Source organism: Acinetobacter sp. 148, assembly GCF_031196675.1.
GTDB classification, from domain to species: Bacteria; Pseudomonadota; Gammaproteobacteria; order Pseudomonadales; family Moraxellaceae; genus Acinetobacter; species Acinetobacter baumannii.
This window is the reverse complement of sequence record NZ_JAVIMT010000081.1, coordinates 147,948-169,573: the sequence shown is the minus strand read 5'-3', so window position 1 is coordinate 169,573 and position 21,626 is coordinate 147,948. Positions and strand designations below refer to the sequence as shown.

19 protein-coding genes are annotated in these 21,626 nt (G+C 38.4%); 6 read left to right on the top strand and 13 right to left on the bottom strand.

Annotated elements, in window-relative coordinates; all coding sequences use genetic code 11:
* Positions 1 to 1,374 carry a diaminobutyrate--2-oxoglutarate transaminase gene (locus RFX69_RS14705; protein ID WP_000117540.1) on the bottom strand — a complete coding sequence of 458 codons (1,374 nt, stop codon included), beginning with the start codon at positions 1,372 to 1,374 and terminating at the stop codon, positions 1 to 3.
* 467 nt (positions 1,375 to 1,841) lie between these two features.
* Here RFX69_RS14705 and RFX69_RS14700 point away from each other — a divergent pair, with 467 nt between their 5' ends.
* Positions 1,842 to 2,543, top strand: a complete 702-nt coding sequence (locus RFX69_RS14700; RefSeq protein ID WP_289332531.1) for an SIMPL domain-containing protein — start codon at positions 1,842 to 1,844, stop codon at positions 2,541 to 2,543.
* A gap of 54 nt (positions 2,544 to 2,597) precedes the next feature.
* Here the strand turns inward: RFX69_RS14700 and RFX69_RS14695 are convergent, their stop codons facing one another.
* Positions 2,598 to 3,230, bottom strand: a complete 633-nt coding sequence (locus tag RFX69_RS14695) for a TetR/AcrR family transcriptional regulator (RefSeq protein ID WP_289332532.1) — start codon at positions 3,228 to 3,230, stop codon at positions 2,598 to 2,600.
* A gap of 121 nt (positions 3,231 to 3,351) precedes the next feature.
* On the opposite strand from RFX69_RS14695, the gene RFX69_RS14690 reads away from it, so the two are divergent.
* A complete protein-coding gene (locus tag RFX69_RS14690; RefSeq protein WP_000246244.1) occupies positions 3,352 to 3,816 on the top strand; it encodes a hotdog fold domain-containing protein in 465 nt (154 codons plus the stop codon).
* A 32-nt stretch (positions 3,817 to 3,848) separates the two neighbouring features.
* Here the strand turns inward: RFX69_RS14690 and RFX69_RS14685 are convergent, their stop codons facing one another.
* Both RFX69_RS14685 and RFX69_RS14680 read right to left on the bottom strand, forming a co-directional pair.
* The gene (locus RFX69_RS14685) at positions 3,849 to 4,943 is read right to left on the bottom strand and encodes an acyl-CoA desaturase (protein ID WP_001057073.1); all 1,095 of its coding nucleotides are present in this window, start codon (positions 4,941 to 4,943) and stop codon (positions 3,849 to 3,851) included.
* Between the two features lie 12 nt (positions 4,944 to 4,955).
* Complete coding sequence (locus RFX69_RS14680) at positions 4,956 to 6,026, bottom strand: ferredoxin reductase (RefSeq protein ID WP_001147894.1); 1,071 nt, start codon at positions 6,024 to 6,026, stop codon at positions 4,956 to 4,958.
* 140 nt (positions 6,027 to 6,166) lie between these two features.
* Between RFX69_RS14680 and fabR the strand changes: the two genes are divergently transcribed.
* On the top strand, positions 6,167 to 6,862 hold the full coding sequence (gene fabR / locus RFX69_RS14675) for an HTH-type transcriptional repressor FabR (protein ID WP_000195202.1): 696 nt from the start codon (positions 6,167 to 6,169) through the stop codon (positions 6,860 to 6,862).
* Between the two features lie 166 nt (positions 6,863 to 7,028).
* Complete coding sequence (locus RFX69_RS14670) at positions 7,029 to 8,045, top strand: AI-2E family transporter (protein ID WP_001191208.1); 1,017 nt, start codon at positions 7,029 to 7,031, stop codon at positions 8,043 to 8,045.
* 57 nt (positions 8,046 to 8,102) lie between these two features.
* Here RFX69_RS14670 and rapA read toward each other — a convergent pair whose 3' ends face one another.
* From rapA to RFX69_RS14640, 6 genes are all read right to left on the bottom strand, one after another.
* Complete coding sequence (gene rapA / locus RFX69_RS14665) at positions 8,103 to 10,940, bottom strand: RNA polymerase-associated protein RapA (RefSeq protein ID WP_000413587.1); 2,838 nt, start codon at positions 10,938 to 10,940, stop codon at positions 8,103 to 8,105.
* 144 nt (positions 10,941 to 11,084) lie between these two features.
* Positions 11,085 to 11,723: an RluA family pseudouridine synthase gene (locus tag RFX69_RS14660; RefSeq protein WP_001279315.1), complete on the bottom strand. Its 639-nt coding sequence runs from the start codon at positions 11,721 to 11,723 to the stop codon at positions 11,085 to 11,087.
* Positions 11,724 to 11,855: 132 nt separating this feature from the next.
* Positions 11,856 to 12,560 carry a phosphopantetheine-binding protein gene (locus RFX69_RS14655; protein ID WP_289332533.1) on the bottom strand — a complete coding sequence of 235 codons (705 nt, stop codon included), beginning with the start codon at positions 12,558 to 12,560 and terminating at the stop codon, positions 11,856 to 11,858.
* 61 nt (positions 12,561 to 12,621) lie between these two features.
* The gene (gene hemL, locus RFX69_RS14650; RefSeq protein WP_289332534.1) at positions 12,622 to 13,920 is read right to left on the bottom strand and encodes a glutamate-1-semialdehyde 2,1-aminomutase; all 1,299 of its coding nucleotides are present in this window, start codon (positions 13,918 to 13,920) and stop codon (positions 12,622 to 12,624) included.
* Between the two features lie 42 nt (positions 13,921 to 13,962).
* Entirely contained in the window at positions 13,963 to 14,574 is a 612-nt protein-coding gene (thiE, locus tag RFX69_RS14645) for a thiamine phosphate synthase (protein WP_001214802.1), read from the bottom strand.
* 116 nt (positions 14,575 to 14,690) lie between these two features.
* Positions 14,691 to 15,074, bottom strand: a complete 384-nt coding sequence (locus tag RFX69_RS14640) for a DUF962 domain-containing protein (protein WP_000636741.1) — start codon at positions 15,072 to 15,074, stop codon at positions 14,691 to 14,693.
* 165 nt (positions 15,075 to 15,239) lie between these two features.
* On the opposite strand from RFX69_RS14640, the gene RFX69_RS14635 reads away from it, so the two are divergent.
* Entirely contained in the window at positions 15,240 to 16,703 is a 1,464-nt protein-coding gene (locus tag RFX69_RS14635; RefSeq protein ID WP_272351593.1) for a CYTH and CHAD domain-containing protein, read from the top strand.
* 35 nt (positions 16,704 to 16,738) lie between these two features.
* On the opposite strand, the gene RFX69_RS14630 is transcribed toward RFX69_RS14635, so the two are convergent.
* Entirely contained in the window at positions 16,739 to 17,371 is a 633-nt protein-coding gene (locus RFX69_RS14630) for a hypothetical protein (protein ID WP_001150005.1), read from the bottom strand.
* Positions 17,372 to 17,474: 103 nt separating this feature from the next.
* Here RFX69_RS14630 and RFX69_RS14625 point away from each other — a divergent pair, with 103 nt between their 5' ends.
* Positions 17,475 to 17,858 carry a DUF3144 domain-containing protein gene (locus tag RFX69_RS14625; protein WP_000078676.1) on the top strand — a complete coding sequence of 128 codons (384 nt, stop codon included), beginning with the start codon at positions 17,475 to 17,477 and terminating at the stop codon, positions 17,856 to 17,858.
* Between the two features lie 57 nt (positions 17,859 to 17,915).
* Here RFX69_RS14625 and RFX69_RS14620 read toward each other — a convergent pair whose 3' ends face one another.
* Together RFX69_RS14620 and RFX69_RS14615 are read right to left on the bottom strand one after the other, a co-directional pair.
* On the bottom strand, positions 17,916 to 20,678 hold the full coding sequence (locus RFX69_RS14620; protein ID WP_289332535.1) for a pitrilysin family protein: 2,763 nt from the start codon (positions 20,676 to 20,678) through the stop codon (positions 17,916 to 17,918).
* Between the two features lie 122 nt (positions 20,679 to 20,800).
* Entirely contained in the window at positions 20,801 to 21,616 is an 816-nt protein-coding gene (locus RFX69_RS14615; protein ID WP_289332536.1) for a PhzF family phenazine biosynthesis protein, read from the bottom strand.
* Between the last annotated feature and the right edge of the window lie 10 nt (positions 21,617 to 21,626).

Below are 21,626 nucleotides of genomic sequence, written 5' to 3'. Positions count from 1 at the left end.
TTACGCGCCTCGCACTGCAACCAATGCTTCTGCAACTGCTTTCTTAAAGCGAGCAATTACTTCTACACACTCTTCTTGAGTAATGATGAGTGGGCAAAGTAAACGAATTACTGTACCGTTACGACCACCTTTTTCAAGCAATAACTTGTTGTTAAAGCAAGCAGTCTGGATCGCAGCCGCTAACTGAGAGTCAGCAGGGTGAGAACCGATACGGTCAGCAGGTTTACGCTCGTCAACGATTTCAACACCAATCATTAAACCGCGGCCACGTACGTTACCGATACATGGGAATTCAGTAGCTAATTTTTTCAATTCAGCTTGTAAGAATTCACCACGCTCTTGTGCATTTTGAGCAAGGTTTTGTTCCTTGATCGTTTCTAATACAACAAGACCTGTACCCATAGCAAGTTGGTTACCACGGAAAGTACCAGTGTGACCAGCAGGCTGCCAAGCATCAAATTTACGCTTAATACCTAATACTGCAAGTGGTAAACCACCACCTACTGCTTTAGACATTACAACGACATCAGGTTCAATACCGGCATGTTCAAATGCAAACATTTTGCCTGAACGAGCAAAGCCTGCTTGAACTTCGTCTAAAATTAAAACGATGTTGTGCTTTTCAGTCACTTCACGGATTTTTTGCAACCATTTTACTGGAGCTGTAACAACACCGCCTTCACCTTGAATTGCTTCAAGAATAACAGCAGCAGGCTTAGTTACACCGCTTTCAACATCTTCAATAAAGTTTTCGAAATAGTAAGTTAAAGCGTCAACACCAGCTTCACCACCTAAACCAAGTGGGCAGCGATATTCATGCGGATATGGCATGAATTGTACGCCTGGCATTAAGCCATTCACTGCATTTTTTGCACTTAAGTTACCAGTCATGGCAAGTGAACCATGAGTCATACCATGGTAACCACCAGAGAAACTGATCACTGAGCTACGGCCAGTGTAAGTTTTAGCAAGTTTAATTGCTGCCTCAGTCGCATCTGCACCAGAAGGACCACAGAACTGTAAGCAATATTCTTCTTTACCACCTGGTAAATATGCTAACAACGCTTCAGTAAACGCATCTTTTAAAGGTGTGGTTAAGTCTAAAGTATGCAATGGCAAACCACTTGCCAATGTGTCTTGAATACTTTGAATCACCGCAGGATGATTATGACCTAAAGCCAATGTACCTGCCCCAGCTAAACAATCAAGGTACTGTGTACCTTCAACATCAGTAACCCAGCAACCTTGTGCTTTCGCTATCGCTAACGGTAATTTACGTGGATAGCTACGAACATTCGATTCCATTTGACTTTGGCGAGTCAAATAATATTCGTTGGTAGCATTAGTGGCAGGGTTGACAGAAGTAACGCTCATATCGGATTACCATCTCTGATAAGGGTAGAAAGAAATAAGTCTGGTGACTTTTGGTCCTTTGACTCGGTGCTTTATAGAACTAGCGAAGACACATATTTTATATCTTGTAACTAGGAGCGCGATGATACCTAATTTTGCAAGAAAAAAAACGTCTTTTGTGTACTTTACTCATCTAATCTTATTGAAAAATTGTATTATCCCAATAGTTATGATGAATTATCATCATACTATGTGACAACCTAAAGAAAATATTCTTTTTTTATATTCGTGTGATTTTTTAAGTTACATTGAAACACTTTAATTCTAAGCTTTTTATTTTTAAAGAATTTTATTCTTACCAAAAATTAAAAAACTTGATTTAAATATTACAAATACCCCACAAAATCTGCAAAAGTTATGCATAACTTATGTTTAACATTTCTTAATGAAAAAAATTAAATTTATATTAATTTTTAAAGGATAAATTTATGCGTACTTTAGCAATATCTACTCTTCTCCTTGGTACGGTACTCAGCCCTATGGTTTTTGCCCAAGATGATAATGCCCTTCACTACAATATTGTAAATGTTCATGCAGAAGCTTCTCGCCAAGTTTCAAACGATGAAATGCATGCAACTTTATATATTGAAAAAAGCAATAAGCAGCCTGCAGAGCTTTCAAATCAAATTAACCAGTTAATGAACCAAGCACTCGCGACTTCGCGTAAATATCCACAAGTGAAAGTGGAAACTGGTGCTCAAAGCACTTATCCAATTTATGACAATGACAGTAATAAATTAAAAGAATGGCGTGGCCGCGCGGAAATTCGTCTAGAAAGTAAAGATTTCAAAGCTGCTAGTCAATTAATTAATGAGTTACAACAAAGCTTTCAAACTCAATCCATTAATTTTAGCGTCTCAGATGAGCAACGTAAAAAAGTTGAGAATGAATTGATGGTAGAAGCATCTAAAAACTTTCAACAGCGTGCGCAAATATTGACTCAAGCATGGAATAAAAGCCAATATTCTTTGGTCACTCTAAACCTGAACACGAATAACTATTTTCCTCAACCTGTAATGCGTGCCAGCCTAGCTAAGTTCGCTGCTGCTGAAGCGGCACCAGCTCAAGACATGGCTGCTGGTGAGTCTAAAATTACTGTAAATGCAAACGGTTCAATCCAGTTTAAATAATTCATTTTTCAATCTAAAAACCGCATTCTTCATGCGGTTTTTTATCGCTCGCTATTAATGCTCTAAACGCAAATCCTGTAATGAATTCCAAGCTGCTTTTGCCAGAATTTCTCTATAGTCTTTGGGGTCAGCTTTTACACGTTGTGATAACCACGCACGGCAATAGCTCTCTGTAGAACCAATCACTAATGAAAGCAAAAGTTCATGTGGAATTAAACTAAATGCTTTAAATTCTTCAAAGTTTGAAATCAAACTAAATATCTTTTGGTTTCTACTCTTATTTTTTTGTGCAAGTTGCTGCTGTTCCTCCCCCTCTATAATGTTAAAACGTGCAGTAATTAAGAATTTTGCAAATTCCGGTTGCTCACTTACCCAGTCCACATAACTATAAATTAGAGCTTCTATAACATCTTTTAATGTTTTGGACTGTTTTAAATATTCATCTCTCAGAGCTGTTTGATCATCTAAAGCTGAAAAAAATAAGGCCGCAACTATACCCTCTTTATTTTTAAAATGATGATAAATCGCCCCAACGCTACTTTCTGATTTGGCACGAATCATTTCAATACTAGCCGTTTCAATGCCCTGCTCTAAAAAACAATCTAAAGCATCTAATAATATTTGTCGTTTTAAAGCAGCTCTTCTTCCAGGATATAAGCGTTCTAATAAATTTTGAGCAGATACCATTTTGTATTCTCTGACCAGTCATCGGAGATATTTTGAATGACTTGACGCATATTTGTAAACAGAACTATATTCCTAAACAGAATAATATTCTGTATTTTTTAAAATTAAAGGAAGTCAAATCATGGCAACCACATTAGAACTCTGGAATAAAGTAACGGCTTTTCCTAAAGGCAAGTGGACTTTCTCTCGTATGCTGTGCTTAAAAGCACCTTATTTCGGCAGTATTTCCCCTCTTTTTATTGAGTTAAAACCGAATTATTGCGAAATTTCTATTAAGAAGAAGCGTTCTGTGCTTAACCACATTGGAACAGTCCATGCGATTGCGATGTGTAATATGGCTGAACTGGCGGGTGGAACAATGACAGAAGTTACTGTCCCGTCTACCCATCGCTGGATTCCAAAAGGAATGACTGTTGAATATTTAAAAAAAGCTGAAACAGACTTAATTGCAATTGCTACACCAGTGGAAGCTGATTATAACTGGGAAAAAGCTGGAGAATATTTAGTCAACGTAGATATTTACGACACTCACAAAGATAAAGTATTTCATGCCACAATTACCATGTGGATTTCTAAAAAGAAATAAAAAAAGCCCTGAACTCTCAGGGCTCTTTTATCTTATTTTTTAAATGGGAACGCATATTTCACAATACGTCCAACCACTTGTCCAAACTGCTTAACAAAGCTGGCATTGTTATAGTTCAAGCCATATTTCTTACAAACCGCCTCAACTTTTGGAGCCATTTGGCGATAACGACGAGCAGGAATATCTGGGAATAAGTGATGTTCAATTTGATGACTTAAGTGACCAGACAAAATATGGAATGCTTCTGAACCTGTTAAGTTAGAAGAACCACGAATTTGGCGCATATACCAGTGTCCACGGCTTTCTTCTTGTAAAACAGATTTTGGAAACACTTCTGCATCTTTCGTAAAATGACCACAGAAAATAATACTAAAGGTCCAGATATTACGAAGGCCATTTGCGACCAAGTTACCTGTAAATACTGGTAATGCTGCCGGCCCTGCAATAAGTGGGAAGAAAACATAATCTTTAAAGAGTTGCTTGCCAATCTTTTTATTAACTGGTTTTAACTCTTCTAAAAATTGTGCCTTAGTTTTACGCTTGTAAAGTACACGCCCAATTTCAAGATTCTGAATTGCTACGCCCCACTGGAACAATAAGCAAAATGGAATACTGTAAATAGGCTGCAATAAGAACCCAGGCTTCCAACGTTGCTCAGGGAATAAGCGAAGTAAGCCATAACCAATGTCATCATCAATACCTTTAATATTGGTATAAGTATGATGTTTATAGTTATGGGTTTGACGCCAGTTATCAGAGGTACCTACAGTATCCCATTCATAAGTTTGACCATTAAATTTCGGGTCATTCATCCAGTCATATTGACCGTGCATAACATTATGGCCGAGCTCCATGTTCTCCATAATTTTAGAGAAACCTAATAAACCCGTACCTAAAATCCACGCTGGCGGGAACCAACCTGCAAATAAACAAGCCCGGCCTAAAAAGCTACTATAACGAATAGCAGCATAGACACGGCGGATATATTTAGCGTCTTTTTCACCCAAATCATCCAATACTTCTTGTTTGATCTGATCAAGCTCTTTTGCAAATGCTTCAAGTTCTGCTGGAGTCAAATCTCGATTTTTAGGATTTTTAAAATATTCGACTTTCACTGGCATATTCATAAGAGTTCTCTCTTAAAGATCAATAACTAGATCGGATTGTGCTGAGTTCACACAAATTTTAAGTAATTGGCTTGGTTCCGTATTTTGGCTACCGTTTAGTAAATTACGTGTAGAACCTTGCGTTTTACTACAAACACATTTATTACAAATTCCCATACGACAGCCATGTGTCGGCTTAAGGCCTTCATGCTCAAGGCTGACCAAAATGGATTGGCCTTTAGGAATTGCAATCACTTTATTAGACTGGGTTAATGTGACATTCACATAACCAATGTCATCCGCAGAACTTTCATTAGTTAAACTAAATGCTTCAGTAAGTACAGTTGGTGCTTTTTCAAAAAGCTGTTCAACAGTTGAAACAAAACCCGATGGACCACATGCATAAACTGTGCTGTTTTCAATACCATCAACCAGTGCAAGATGTTCGGCATTTAAACGTTCATCATTTGGTGTTTCTTGTGTGTAAAACACCTGATAGCTAAAGTTTGGGTTTTGTTCAGCCACCTGTTCAAAGTACTCTGTAAAAGCAGCATCAGAACGCTGTTTAACCCAATATAAAAGCTGAACCTGCGTTTTTTCTAACTGTTGGCTTTGCTTAATTGCTGTGATTAAGCTCAACATTGGTGTAATACCACTACCAGCAGCTAACATAATTAATTTCGGTGTCTGAATGTTTTGTTGCATGTCGCCATAAGGCTGCCCAAGCTCAAAAACATCACCAATTTTGCTTTCTGCAATAAACCAGTTACTGACAATACCATCAGCAACTTTTTTAACTGTTAAACGTAAGTGCTCTGCATCAATTTGCGTCAAGCTATAAGTACGTTCATAGCGACGGCCCGCGATTTCAACAATCACTGGATGATGTTGACCTGCCGCGCCCATTTTCACCAAGCGGTTGCATTTTAATGTCAGACTCACCGTGTCATGAGCTACGAATTCTTTTTTTACAATTTGAACTAGTCCATGCTGCACAGACCATAAAGGATTTATTTTTTGTAGCCAGAAGTTCGCCATATTTTTGTCAAATACAGCTTGTGTTAATGAATTGAATAGAGAATTTCTCTTTTCGATTGCTTGCATAACTGAGGGCTCTGTCGCTCTTTTTTAATTATTATACACATGTATATATATTTGTATATACACTCGTACTTTTAATTACAATTTCACAAGTTCCCTGTCTAACGCTATAATCCAGACAGTTTAAGAATATATTGAAAAACATGACCCAAACCTCACTTTCTCAGAGCCCAAATGACACAACCTCATCACAAGATGTCATTGAAATAAAAACAGTAACGCGTTCTGTTGGAAGAAAAGCGACGATTACGAAAGAAGAACTTTTTCAGGCAGCTCTTAACCTGATTGGTCCACAAAAAAGTATTGCCTCACTCAGTTTACGTGAAGTTGCAAGAGAAGCTGGTATTGCCCCAAACAGTTTTTATCGTCACTTTAAAGATATTGATGAGTTAGCTATTTCACTCATTGACCGTGCTGGTATCGTTTTACGTAAAATTATTCGTCAAGCACGCCTTCGTGCATCTTTGCAAGACAGCATTATTCGTAGTTCTGTAGAAATTTTTCTGCAACAGCTGGATGCTGATGAAGGCAATTTAAGTTTATTGTTGCGAGAAGGTTTTACAGGTTCCGCCTCTTATAAAGCTGCTGTAGATCGACAGCTCAACTTCTTTCAGCAAGAGCTACAAGAAGACTTAATTCGCTTAGAACGCCTCAATAACAATCATCTATATCACCCTGAACTTGTTGCAAAAGCAATTACACAACTTGTTTTTCACATGGGTGCCAAAGTGATTGACCTTCCTATTGATCAGCGTGCGGAAGTCGCAGAACAAACAATGATTATGATCAGAATGATTTTAGAAGGTGCCCGTCATCTAGACGAAGCAAAAATAAGATAGATTCCACATAAAATGGTTTGTGATTTTACAAGCCATTTTTTATACGCCTGTGCCTGCTGATTAATAAAAATATAAACCATAGATTGAAGCAGCTTAGATGCAAGAGTATAAGTAAATAATTCTAGCAATACATATCAATACTTCCCCACGTTATTCAGGGATTCACATGCAAAGTTTGAGTAATCGTCAAAGCCTGATTGCAAGCTATATTCTGATGGGCATTTTTTTGCTTTCAGTTATCCCCTTGCATCTCTTAGCAAGTTTTTTTGCAGGCTTTCTCATTTATGAAATTATTATTAGTTTAAGCTCTATTGTTGAACGTTATATTGATGGTCAAAGAGCCCGCATTTTTATTAGTATTTTATTAAGTATTATTACTATTTCTCTTCTTGCCTTTTTCATTACAAGTTTAATTAGCTTTGTAGTTTATGATTTAAAAGGAGTCGGTTTACATAGTATTAACGGTAAAGTCGACCAAACACTACTGCACTTACAAGCGGAGATTGGGAAATATTTACCGGGCTATATTCCAGATAGCGTTACAGAACTGAAAGATGAAATATTCGCGTTTATGAAAGATAACGTGACTACATTAAAAAATGCCAGTTCCGATATTTTGCATAATCTAGTGACTATGGTGATGGGTCTTATTATCGGTATATTGGTTGCTATTCACGGCTTTCACCGACGTACACCCCAACCTGTTTTCAAATCCTTACTGATCCAACGTATTCAAAAATTATCAATTTCTTTTAGAAATGTAGTTTTTGCACAAATTAAAATTTCAGCGATTAATACGCTACTCTTTATATTATTTGCTTTTGTACTATTGCCGATCTGGGGTGTTCACTTACCTTTCGCCAAAACCTTAACCATTCTTACCTTTATGTTTGGCTTAATTCCAATTTTAGGGAATTTAATTTCAAATACTTTAACTTTTATTGCGGCTCTTACAATTTCACTCGGTCTAGCAGGTGTTGCGCTACTCTACCTCGTATTAGTTCACAAGTTAGAATACTTTATTAATGCCAAAATTATTGGTCATAAAATTAATGCCAATGCATGGGAAATTTTATTGGCTATGTTAATTTTCGAGTCAATCTTTGGCTTAAGTGGCTTAATTGCAGCACCGATTTTTTATGCTTATTTAAAACTAGAATTAAAAGATGCCAGATTGATTTAACTAAAATTTACTCAATAAAAAAAGCGCCTGTGTGGCGCTTTTTTTATTACTCATTGCTTATGGTTTGACTACTACAAGCACTTGAATCGCTTCAGGGGTTACGGTTAAGCCATCAAGCAAGCTTAAACCTTCTTTTTGCAACTTCTGTAAGCGCTCAATTTCGTCTTGGCGAATGCTCGGGTTGAACTGTTTTAAGTAAGTTAAACGATCAATCTCATATTGCCATTTATTACCATAATGCTCTTTTGCTTGCTGTTGAAGCTGAGGTAAACCTTCTTTAGCAATATCAAGCGCTTGTTTATAACGCTCTTCAATCACTTCACGGCGGGCTTTAACCACTTGGCGGCAGCTATTGCCATCTAAGTGATGCAAATACGGTTTTAAAATGGTTGGATCAATCTTTTCAGATAAGTCCTGACCATTTTCACTTAACAATACGCGAATAAGTTGTTTTGGTAAGCTTGATGGCAAGTTCAAGGATTTTGGTGCCACCACATCAACTTTAAACCAGACTTCAAGTAAAACCGAACCTTGCTTTAATGCATTGGACTTAAGCACAGCAACATTGGTACTACCAAATGATTGTGTACGGATCATTTCCATGACACTTTCAATAAATGGATGTTCTAAAGTTAGATATTGAGCGTCTTCACGCATTTGCGCTTGGTCACGATAGAAAGTCGCAGTCATACCTTCTTCATCTAATGCCAAACCTTGCACTTGCATCTGGTCGGTTGGACGAATAATGACTGTACCGTTACTTTGCTCATCAAAGTCAATATTAGTTGAAGACATGAAACGCTTCACAAACATAGGCAGCGTTGTGTTGTCATCATAGTCTTCTAATGCTTGAACAATTTCTTGTGCAACGATAGGACGACATGAGTTGTACTCAAGCAGACGATCTCGACCAGCTTGTAACTCTGCTTCTAAAGCTTGGCGTTGAACATTAACTTCTTCGAGTAAATCTTCAAATGTTTGACCTTGGTCGGCAAGCAAGCAATCTTTTAATTCAACAATAAAGTTTTCTTGTAGCGTTTGAGCTGTTGGAGAAATATTGCTGAAAATATTCAATGCTTCATTATACCAACGGAACATACGCTCTTGAGCGGTGCCCATTAAGTAAGGTACATGAATCTGGATACGGTTTTCTTGACCAATACGGTCTAAGCGACCAATACGTTGTTCTAAAACGTCAGGGTTTGCAGGCAAATCAAATAAAATTAAATCACTCGCAAACTGGAAGTTACGGCCTTCTGAACCAATTTCTGAACAAAGTAAGATTTGAGCACCGTAGCTTTCTTCTGCAAAGTAAGCAGCCGCTTGGTCACGCTCAAGCAAACTCATACCTTCATGGAACATGGCTGTACGAATCCCTGCATGCAAACGAAGCGCACTTTCTAAAGACTCGACAACAGGACCACTACGGGCAATTAAAAGAACTTTTTTATGCTTAAGTTCTTTACGTAGAATTTCCATTAACCACGGTACACGTGGATCATTTTGCATCCATGAGCCATCAATTTGTGCTTCTTCTGGCCACATTTGCTCGCGTAATTTACCGTCTTTTGACCAATCTGCTGGTGCAGGTAAAGGCGCAGGTTGGCAATCACGGCCAGGGAAGCCTTGAATCGCTTCACGCGTATTACGGAATAAAATACGACCTGTACCGTGACGGTCTAACAACTCATGAATCGCTCTGAAACGTTGCTCAGGTTGGTCTTCAATTGAATGACCTAACAAACCTTCTAAAGCAGATAAATGCTCTTGAGTTAAAGGCTCATCCGACATAAGCACTTCTGCAATTTGTGCAGTTTGCTGATATTGAGCTTCTTCATCCAAGAAACGCTCTAAACTGCTAAAGCGCTGTGGATCTAACAAACGTAAGCGCGCAAAATGACTTTCCACACCCAGTTGTTCAGGCGTTGCAGTAAGCAACAATACACCTGCCGTATTTTCAGCAAGCTCTTCAACCAAGTCGTAACGATCGTTACCGCCCTCTTCTTCGCTCCACATCAAGTGATGTGCTTCATCGACGACGAGTAAATCGAAACCAGCTTCTAATGCTTGCTCACGCAAATCGTCATGGTCCACCATCAAATCCACGCTGGCAATAATGCATTGCTCAGTTAAGAACGGGTTAAGTTCTGGATCATGTTCTTTGATAGATGCAGTACGGGTTAAATCAAACAGAGAAAATTGCAAATTGAAACGGCGTCGCATTTCAATCATCCACTGATACTGAAGAGAATCAGGGACTAAAATCAGGATACGTTCAGAACGGCCGGTTTTAAGCTGTTGGTGGATAATTAAACCAGCTTCAATTGTTTTACCTAAACCTACTTCATCAGCAAGTAAAACACGTGGTGCGAAACGTTTACCGACTTCATGTGCGATATAAAGCTGATGCGGAATTAAACCCACACGCGCCCCAACCAAGCCGCGTAATGGACTGGTTTGCATTTGCGCCTGCATCAGCATTGCTTCAATGCGTAGGTCATACCACTCTTTATAATCAATCTGGCTTGCGAGCAAACGATCTAAAGGTTTTGATAATTGAATTTGTGCACCAATACGTGTTTCGTTTAGCGCTTTACGTTCTTGCTCGCCATTTTCTAAAGTACGAACCACGTTGTAACGCAAAACACCATGACGGTCTTCAATAGACTCGACATTCCACTTATTGCCTTCTTGGTCTTGAACTTCATCATTTACATTAAAGATGATACGAGAAAGCGGTGCATTATTGCGTGCATAAACACGCGTTTCATCGCTTTTGGGGAATAAAATGCTGACAGATCTTTCATCTACATCAATAAGAACGCCTAAACCGAGCTCAGTCTCTGTATCTGATAGCCAACGTTGACCAATAGCATACTGCTGCAATTTTTCCACCTTTTTCTCAAGTTCGCACTACATATTGTACGATGCAAAGTAGCTTATTTTTGCATCTTTTTATGTAGTCTTTAAAGCAAAATTTTGCAGCAGAAACCAATTAAATTATTTCGCTACAAAAATTACTCATTGAAAGTTTTTACATTAAAACGGTACAGGACAGTTAAAAGTTAATGATTCCCCTGTGACAGGATGATTAAAGCTTAACTGTTTAGCATGCAAGCACAGACGAGGAACAAGTAATTGTTCCGGTGTTGCATACAATGTATCACCTACAATTGGATGTCCCAGATATTGCATGTGTACACGGAGTTGATGAGAACGTCCGGTAATCGGTGTTAATTTGACACGCGTAACCGGTTGTCCTTGAATCTGGAAATGTTCAATTGCCTGCCAATGTGTTAAAGCAGGTTTGTTATGAGAAGCATCGACAATATGTAAAGGTGGTCGACTCGGATCATAGACGACAGGGATATCCACTGTCCCTTCACCCTCTAAATGACCAGCAACTAGCGCTTCATATATTTTCGAAGTTTGACGGTCTTGAAATTGGCGCGCAATCGCACTCTGTCCACGCTTAGATAAACCAAATACCAAAATACCCGAGGTATCGCGGTCAAGACGATGAATGAGCAAAGTTCGTGGTTCAATTGCCACCAGTCTTGTCAAAACGCTGTCATGTAAATCACCTTTCCCTGGTACACTCAAGATGTCCGAAGGTTTATGAATCACCATAAAATCATCATCACGATAGATCAGATGTTCACTTAGAAAATCACTCAAAGTTGTATTCCCAAGGCAAGATGAAAAACAAGCGGGCAATAATAAAAAGCTTACGTCCGAATTACAATGCCGTTCGGGTAAATTAACGACAGAATTTGCAAATATTATGAATCACATTACGGCTAAAGCCGATTAGCGCTTCAATAACTGCATAATATGTTGCAATGTAGGGGTTTGCATCAACTCATCAACAGTTAGGCTCGCACCATTAGCACGCCATAATTCCACCAAATAATTGACTCCCGAAGCGTCTAGACCATAGTTTCTTAAATCTATTTCGGGATGAATTTCCATTGGATGTCGCCCTATCTGTTCAGCAACTGCCAATAAAATTCCTTTATCGGACAACACCTGTAATGACGGCGCACTTAAAGACCATAAGCGCATTAAAGTCTGCGTGTTTATATGTTGAATATGGTCAAAACTTATTTTTTCAATCCATTGTATATGCTGCTCTAAACTACTCGCCAAGATTGCATCATTTACAACAGCTACATAATCGGTAATGGATAAAACAAGCTGCATGACTTGCTTAAATAGCGGTGATAAATTCCCCGCCATAATTACCTGTGCCTGAGTGTTTGATGACAAGTGCTGCCCAAGCTGTAACATGGCCTGTTGAAGTTGAGATGACTGAATCATCATGAGCGGAATTTCGAGTGCTTGTGCTCTTTTACTTAGCATTTCTAAATGATCAGCTAATGGCTGATGCGCCCAATCAGATATTTTTTCAAGATCATCTAGCCCGACTAGGAGCAATATGCTTTGCGTAGATTCAATAGGCCAATTTGAAGTACTTGCGGCTAACTGAATTTTTCGAGGTAAGGAATAAAACATTGTTCTCTACAAATATAAAATAGCTCAAATTAAAAAGCCCGTTTAAAACGGGCCTTTTTGCTTACTTCATTTCGGCGAAGGTTTCTTTTGCAGCCTGAATGGTAAACTCGATATCTTCATCAGAATGAGCAGATGAAATAAAGCCTGCTTCAAATGCTGACGGTGCCAAGTTTACGCCACGTTTTAACATGCCATGGAAGAACTTTTTGAAAGCTTCAATATCACATGCCAACATAGAGTCAAAGCTTGTGATGTCTTCTTGATCGGTAAAGTAAAGCCCAAACATTGCGCCAGCTTGCTGAGTTTTAAATGGAATACCCGCTTCATCTGCTGCTGCTTGTAAGCCTGCAAGTAACTTTTCAAGTTGAGCAGATAATTTGCTGTAAAAGTCCGGTTGACGTAAATGTTTAAACATTTCAATACCAGCACGCATAGCAAGTGGGTTACCAGATAAAGTCCCCGCTTGGTATACACCCCCTAAAGGTGCGATGCATTCCATGATTTCACGCTTACCGCCAAATGCACCTACAGGTAAACCAGCACCAATAATTTTACCCAAAGTCGTTAAGTCAGGTTTAACGTTATAAACTGACTGAGCACCGCCCAATGCAACGCGGAAACCTGTCATTACTTCGTCAATAATAAATACAGATTTGTATTCATCACACACATCACGAATCGCTTGTAAGAAACCATCAATTGGTTTCACCATATTCATATTACCTGCTACAGGTTCAATAATGACGCCCGCAATTTCATGACCAAATTTAGCAAAGCATTCTTTTAATGCTGTAATATCGTTATATGGCAGTGTTAAAGTATGTTTAGCAAAGTCAGCTGGTACACCTTTTGATGTTGGTTCGCCCTCACCTTTAGTTAATAAACCAGAACCTGCTTTTACTAACAATGAGTCAGAGTGCCCGTGGTAACAACCTTCAAACTTCACGATTTTGTCACGGCCAGTATAACCACGTGCTAAACGAATAGCAGTCATGGTCGCTTCTGTACCAGAGTTGGTCATACGTACCAATTCAATAGATGGCATGATTTCACAAATAATATCTGCCAACGTTGTTTCGTGTACGGTTGGTGCACCAAAACTTAAGCCATCTTCTGCTGCTGTTTGCACAGCCTTAATAATATCCGGATGAGCATGGCCCAAAATCATTGGTCCCCAAGAGCCAACATAATCTACATAGCGCTTACCATCTACATCCCACAAATACGCACCTTTGGCTTTCTCAATGAAAACCGGTGTGCCTCCAACGCCATTAAAGGCACGTACCGGAGAGTTCACACCACCTGGAATGTGTTTGCTGGCTTGTTTAAATAACTGTTCTTGCTTTGGAGATAAACTCATGGAAATGCTCGTCTTAAATATCTAAAAAATAATTTTGAAAGCTTAAGAAAATAATTGTGCCCACGCTTGTACACGGGCAGGAATTTCAGCAGTTGATCGACCTAATATATCACTAATGACTGCACAGAGGTCAGCTCCAGCCTCAATCACGGGTTTTGAATTTTCAACAGTCAAACCACCAATTGCACAAATAGGTAAATCATATTGAGCTGCTGCTTGCTTAATCACTTCTATACCTACATTGCCAGCTTCCGGTTTAGTGGCAGTTGCATAAACCGCACCAAAGGCAACATAAGTTGCGCCATCGGCAATTGCTTTTTGAGCAAGCTCTAAAGAGTTTAAGCAAGTACGGCCAATAATGACACCTTCTGGTAACTGCGATTTTGCATCGGTAATTTCACCGTCACTTTGGCCTAAATGCACACCTAAACCAAACTGAGCAGCCAGTTTTAGGTCATCATTAATGACAAAAGGAACCTGATATTTTTCACATAACTGTTTAATCTGTTCAACTTCAGCAGGCTGTTCGGCTTTGTCTATTTTTTTACGGCGGTACTGTAAAATTGCGATTTGACGGGTTGCGAGTGCGGCGTCTAATTTTTCTAATAATAATTGGATTGGGTCATCATTGGTAATGAGGTATAAACCGCGCATACTCTACTCTCGCTTTTTAAAAACTTCGCTAGTATAACGGATTTATAAGTCATCATAAGTACCGATTGATATAGGCTTATCAGTACCAATCGGTATATTAAAAATAGAAATAAAAATTAACTTGGAATTTTATCGTGCTTGCGATCAATTAAACTTAATCGACCAGTCGCAACATCAGAGAGCATTCGCCAATCAGAAATAAAGCTATAAAGCGGTTGTTTAAAACTGGCAGGTTTATTTTTCTCAAACATAAAATGTCCAACCCATGCACATGCATAGCCAGAAACTAAACCATAGAGTGCATATTTGGCCTGTTTCTTACGAATAGCTTTTGAAAAAAAGTATAGACCAATGCTACTGCCCACCGCATGTAAGCGCCTACTCATAATGTTACGGTGTTCAGTTAAATAAAAACGATAAAATTCCTGATAGTTTTTAATAGGTAACTCAAACTCTGGCTGAGTTTCATGATTAAAATTTACGGGTGCATTCACGATCATCTTCCTGATTTTTATTTGATCAAAACATCACCTGATTGTACACCTAAATAAAAGTGTAGCGTCATATGTTTGATTGTAACTTTCTCTATCAAAAACATTATTTTTAGCGCTAAGCTATTATACTTATTCAAGATAGTTTAAATACCTGATTCAGGGAGATCTGTTATGGTTGAAGTTGAGCTTAAGTTTCAGTTACCTGAATCGAAGAAAAAAACCGTCCAGCAATATTTAAAAAAACATAAAGCACAGCATATTCATTTACAGGCCAAGTATTACGATACGCCAGATCGCCTACTTGCAAAAAATGGTATGGCCTTACGCTTACGTAAAGAAAATGATCTGTGGGTACAAACCTTTAAGGCTGCCCGCCAAAGTCATTTACATCGTGTCGAAGAAGAAGTTTTTTTAGGAAAATGTGATCAAGAACCTGACTTAAACCTTGAGTTATATAAAGACAATAAAACCGTCACAGATTTGATTACTCAAGCTTTAGGCTCTGAAGTCGAAAAGCTAAGCTTACAGTTTGAGACTGATGTACAACGTACCTATCATGTTTTTGAAGCAGATGACACGGCAATTGAAGTCTGTCTTGATGACGGCGCCGTAAAAACAGCAACAGCACAAAGCAAAATTTGCGAAGTTGAGTTCGAACTTAAACAAGGTGCAGTTAAAACACTTATTCAATTTGCTCAGCAATGGATTAATCGTTATGAACTTTGGCTCGATGTGAGAAGTAAAGCCGAGCGCGGTAATTTACTTGCATTGGGGCAAGCTGCTTCACCGGCTGTTCACGCAAAAAATCTGAACTTAGATAAAAACATTTCAGCAGAACAGGCACTCAAAAAGATTGTAGAAAACTGTTTGGGACAATTCTTGCCTAACATGGCCGCAATTGCCGATGGAGTTGCCGAGGCTGAGCACATTCATCAGGCACGCGTAAGCTTACGCCGTTTACGTAGTGCACTAAAACATTTTTCAGCATTGTCAGACGAGTTAAACCCTGTGTGGGAAGAGCAAATTGCCGAACTGTTCCGTCAGCTTGGGGACACGCGAGATGAAGATGCTATTCGTACCGAAATTTTACCTATGATTGTGCAGCATGGTTCACCTGAGCTTTTACTTCCGATCTCTGAACAGCCATTAAAAGACCTTGCCACACTGTTTAAATCAGCAGACACCATTAAGCTTATACTTGCCTTATTAGCATTTGCCTATTCAGAAGAAGACAATCAAAACGGCAAAGGAAAATTGAAAAAATATATAGGAAAAAGCTTAGATAAGTTACATCATCAAGTGGTGAGTAATGCCGATCATTTCACTGAGCTTGAAGTCACCGAACAGCACAGAACGCGCAAGAAAGCCAAACAGCTTCGTTACTGCATTGAGTTTATATCGAGCTTATATCCTCGTAAAAATGTTCAGCAGTTTTTAAAACAATTACAGCCTGTGCAAAATACTTTAGGACTTTATAACGACTTATTTATTGCCGAAGATCTATTTAATAAAGCGATTGAACACGACCCACATTTTTGGTTTGCATTAGGATGGGTTAAAGCCAAACAACCTTATTTACAAAATCAGTCTGCCGAAGCTTTGCAAAAATTTAAACAGGCAAAAACATTTTGGTAAGAATCTTGAAGTCGCGGCAAATATGCCGCGACTTTTTATCTATATTTACCAAATACTTTCCATACACCATTATCTGCTAATGGATCACTATAACTATCACTACGTTGTTTTCTTGGCTTATCGCGAGCATCAACAAGTTTAAAGTGAGGCTCTACACCCAACACAATCCCATTTGTATAAAACCGTGAACGCGTATATTCACTTTGACCATGCTGAAATACATACGTCCGTAAATCAATAAATTCACGGTGTGCTACTAGCGCTGCTGTATCATCACTTTGCAACCATTCTTGCATGGTAAATATCTGGTTTGTGTCAAACTGCCCACATTTTTCAATAAGACTGGCCACACCACGGAAAGTTTTTGATTCTTTTGCGCGTGTTTTATTAATCCGAATTCGGTCTACATGGAAAAAGAATAAGGGTAAGTTTAGATGGCTTGGTAAATGAATTGCATCTGGTAATTCATCTTCCATAAAAGGTTGAAAAAGCTCTTGTGCCCTTTCTATTAAATCTTTCCATTGCTGATAATAGGCCACAACTTCTTCTTGCAAACCATAATAAATTGGCAGCCCTTCTACATGCTCCAAATATTGGGGTGGAAAAATATGCTGGCGTAATAAAGCAATGTCTGTTTTTAGACTTTGAACGGCAATTGCATCTTGCATATTAAAACTCCCAATACTTAGGCTATTTACAGACTAAGGCAAAGGTTTTGTTTCCGCAAGGCTTTGCCTATAATAAGCAGCTCTATTTTTGCGGGAATAAGTCATGTCTCAAAAGATTAATGCAACAGATATTACTGAAGAAGAAGCGTTAAATGCTGTTTTCTTTGAGCGTGCGGATGAATTCATTAAACAAGCAAATGATTTTTGTCGCCCGCCTAAAGGCCAAAAGCCAGACCCGGCCGAGCTTCGTGGTCAAGTGAGCGCAGCCATGTTATTTGCAACTGCTCGTTTTAATACATGGGTGGCTGCCAATAATTTTAAAGATGGTAATGAAATGCGTGATGCAAAAGATCAGGTAATGTCTTATCTTCTTCAACAGTTCCAAATGATGCTTGAAGATAACTTTGATGAGTATTGTGAACAGTTCGATAACTACTTACGTTTCCGTAAGAATGAAGATTTTCATACTCACAAACACGACCATTAAAATATTTTACCACTCAAATAAAAAGCCACTTCATGTGGCTTTTTATTTGGCAATTATTTACTGCTTTTGGGCTTGACCATACTGGTCAGCCATAACTTCAACAAGATTTGAAGGTTTAATATATTTTTTAATAACTGCGTTCACATCAGCAACCGTTAACTTTGTTAACGCTTGGTCATGTTTAACACGGTCAAGTAATGTTTTACCTGACTCAAGCTCTAGATTTAACATACCGTGGATATTACGTTCATCTTCTAAGGCAGTAACACGTTTCTTCATAATATCCGCCTTCGCTGCTGCAAGCTCCTGCTCTGTAATACCATGAGTAATTAAGTCATTTAGAACCTTATGAACTGAAGCAGAAACTTGTGCCGAGCGACCAGCCGTATAATTTGCACTAATGCTTAACGCACCTACATTCGTGTCTCGATCTAATTGCAAACCAGTACCAAAACCATATACCAATGCATTTTTTTCACGAAGCTCTTGAGCCAAACGTGATGAAATTTGAGATTCACCCAAAATGTAATTCATTAAAATTAATGCAGAAGCGTCAGGATGATTTTTCCCAACCGGTAATGCAAGTACACTTTGATAACTACCAAACTCACGCTGCTCAGATAAGACATGTACTTGCTGAGCAGGGAAATCAACGTGCTGAATCAAGATTTTTTCATACGGTTGTTTGCTATTCCAGCTTCCGAACTCTTGATTCAATAGCTTTTTCATTTTTTGGGCATCAAATGCACCTGTAATCGCAATTTGCGCATGATTCATGGCAAAGAAATGCTGATAAAGCTCTTTGACTTGCTCTTGAGTCACATTCTTTAATTGTTTTTTAGCCAGCTCCGGTTCAAAGTGATAACGCAAATCACCCGGCTGGTATTCTTCTACCAAGCGAGATAATGTTAGACCTGCTACCACATCCGGTTCTGTATAAGGACGATCAAGACTAGATAAGCTTTGAGATTTAATTAAGTCAAATTGAGATTGTTCAAATTTAGGATTTTTCATGACCTCTAGAACAAACTTGAAAAACTCATCAAACTTTTCAGTTTTAGATTGAATATTAATGGTCATGCCATTGCCATCGGCACTCGCATAAGCCGCGCCACCTGCATCAATCGATTTATCGGCAATATCTTGCAAGCTATATTTATCAGAACCGCGAAGCAATAAATATGAAGTTAAATCAACAACCGTACCTTTATCGAATAAAGATTTTTCAGTACCAAAATCCATAGTAATGGTGGCATAGGTACGATCATCACGGGTTTCTACAGGGAATAAAGCATACTTCATTCCATTTTTAAGTTTTCCGCGAATGATCTTTTTCTCATTACTTTCGGCATATTGCTTAGACGTTTTTAAAAACTCGGCAACTTCTTGTTGATAAACTTTCGGATCTTTTAAAGGCTCTGCTTTAACATCTGTTTGATCTAATGTTTTAGGCTTATCTTTTGCGTCGAGTTGTAATGCTTTCTTTTGGTCTTCTGGTGTTGGCAAAATATCGCCATCAATACGATGACCTGCAACAAGGAACTGTTTTAAGGTTTGATTTACCTCATTGAGCTTCACTTTATCAATTGAATCTAAATCTTTAAAATATTGGTCCCATTGCCCATCCGCTACAGTGTAATCACTTAAACGGGAACCCAAAGCAACGGCATCTTTATTGACTAACTCACCTTGCGTTTTCATTAAGCTTTTTACACGATTTAGCTCAGTCTCTGTAAAAGGTTTACCCTTTTCAATTCCAGAGAGCAAAGCGCTTTCAACTTTTTTAGGGTCATTTTTTGGTGAATAAATAGCACCTAAAAATACGACGTTAAAATCTTGATCTAGCCATGTTGATGCCTGAACGTCTGTACTAACACCTGTTTCAACCATATTTTGGTACAAATGACCACTTGGCTGCATGGTATACAACATAGGTGCGAAAGCCAGTTCCGGTTGAATTTTTGTGTTTTTACCATCCATATAGATATGGAATTTGGCCAAATCACTGCCCTTTTTCACCACAAACTCACGGTTTTTGAGTTTTGTAGAATCTAACACAGGCACTTGAACAGGCTTAGGCACAGCTCGCGCAGGAATTGGGCTAAAATATTGGTCTATCGTTTTCAAAACATCAGTTTTATCAAACTTGCCTGAAATCACCATGACCGCATTATTAGGCGCATACCAACTGCGATAGAACTGGTTCAACTCAGGCATTTTAATTGACTTAAGCTCAGGTAAATCACCAATCGGTAATCGACCTAGATATTGATTACCATAAGCCGACTTCCACATTTGATCCATCAAGACAGCAAAAGGCTGATCCATACGGACTTCACGTTCACGCTTTACGATTTCAATTTCAGAAGGCACAAATTTTTCTTGTAGAACTAATTTGTCCATGCGCTCAGATTCAAGGTACAGCACTTGATCGAGTGCTGTTTTTTCTGGACGGACAATATTGGTGTATTTGGTTGAATAGTAATCCGTGCTCGCATTCGTCATTAACGTATATTGATCTAAACGGCGTTGGAATTCTTCACCTTTTACATTTTGCGTGCCTTTAAATGCTAAATGTTCGAGTAAATGTGCTAAACCACTTTTACCCTGTGGATCATTTAAAGAACCCGTTAAATAAATGGTATTAATAAAGATTTTATTTTCTTTGTCATTCGGCGCAAGCACTACCCGAAAACCATTATCTAATTTATATTCCTCAACATTTTGCTTACTTTTTACTAATGTTGTTTGTGCAAAAGAGGCAGCACTTAAACCAAAAATACATAGGGAGAGAGTCAGTTGTTTAAACTGCATAAACATATAAATACCAATTAATTTGAATAATAAAAAATCAATAGTTGTGTGACTATAGTAGGAAATTTGAGCTGACTTTCATAGTAAAGATTTGAAAAAAAAGCCGTTTATTTAAACGGCCTTATATTTTAAGGAAAAATTTCGGCTTGCATATAAAGTTTGCCATATCCCGAAATTTCAATACGTTTCTGATTTAAGACATTACAATACAATATGCCTCCACGGCTAGAAGCCTGATAGGCCACAATATTATTTTTAGCGAGTTTCTCTGCCCATAGCGGCGCTATTGCGGTATGAATTGAACCAGTAACCGGGTCTTCATCAATGCCTGCGACAGGTGCAAAATAACGAGAAACACAGTCATATTGATCGTCAGCTTTTGAGGTGATTGCAACATCCATTGCTGTAGTTGTAATTGCAGTCCGTTTACCTAAGGCTTTAAGTAAGTTCATGTCAGGTTGCTCATCTAACACATCTTGCACTGACTCATATTCAACAATGTAGGCTTGAACATTTTGATAAACTGCTTTAAACGGTTTTGTTAATGCTTGACGTAAAATAGCCGGATAATCTTCAACTTGCTGAGCTTTACGAATTGGAAAATCCATTCTGATTTTGCCGTCTTCATCTTGATGAACTACAAACAAACCTAAGTTTCGTACATGAAAATTAAGAGTCTTTTTCTCAGTAAAATCTTTAAATAATACGAAAGCACTCGCAAGAGTCGCATGCCCGCAAAAATCCACCTCAACCGTTGGAGTAAACCAACGTATTTCATAATTTTCAGAGTCTATAATTTTTACAAAAGCAGTCTCAGATAAGTTATTTTCAAGCGCTATCTTTTGCATTAAATCAGCATCTGGCCACTCTTTTTCAACGATCACAGCAGCCGGATTTCCACGAAATAACTCTTTGGTAAAAGCATCGACTTGATACATTTTCATGTTAGTGCTC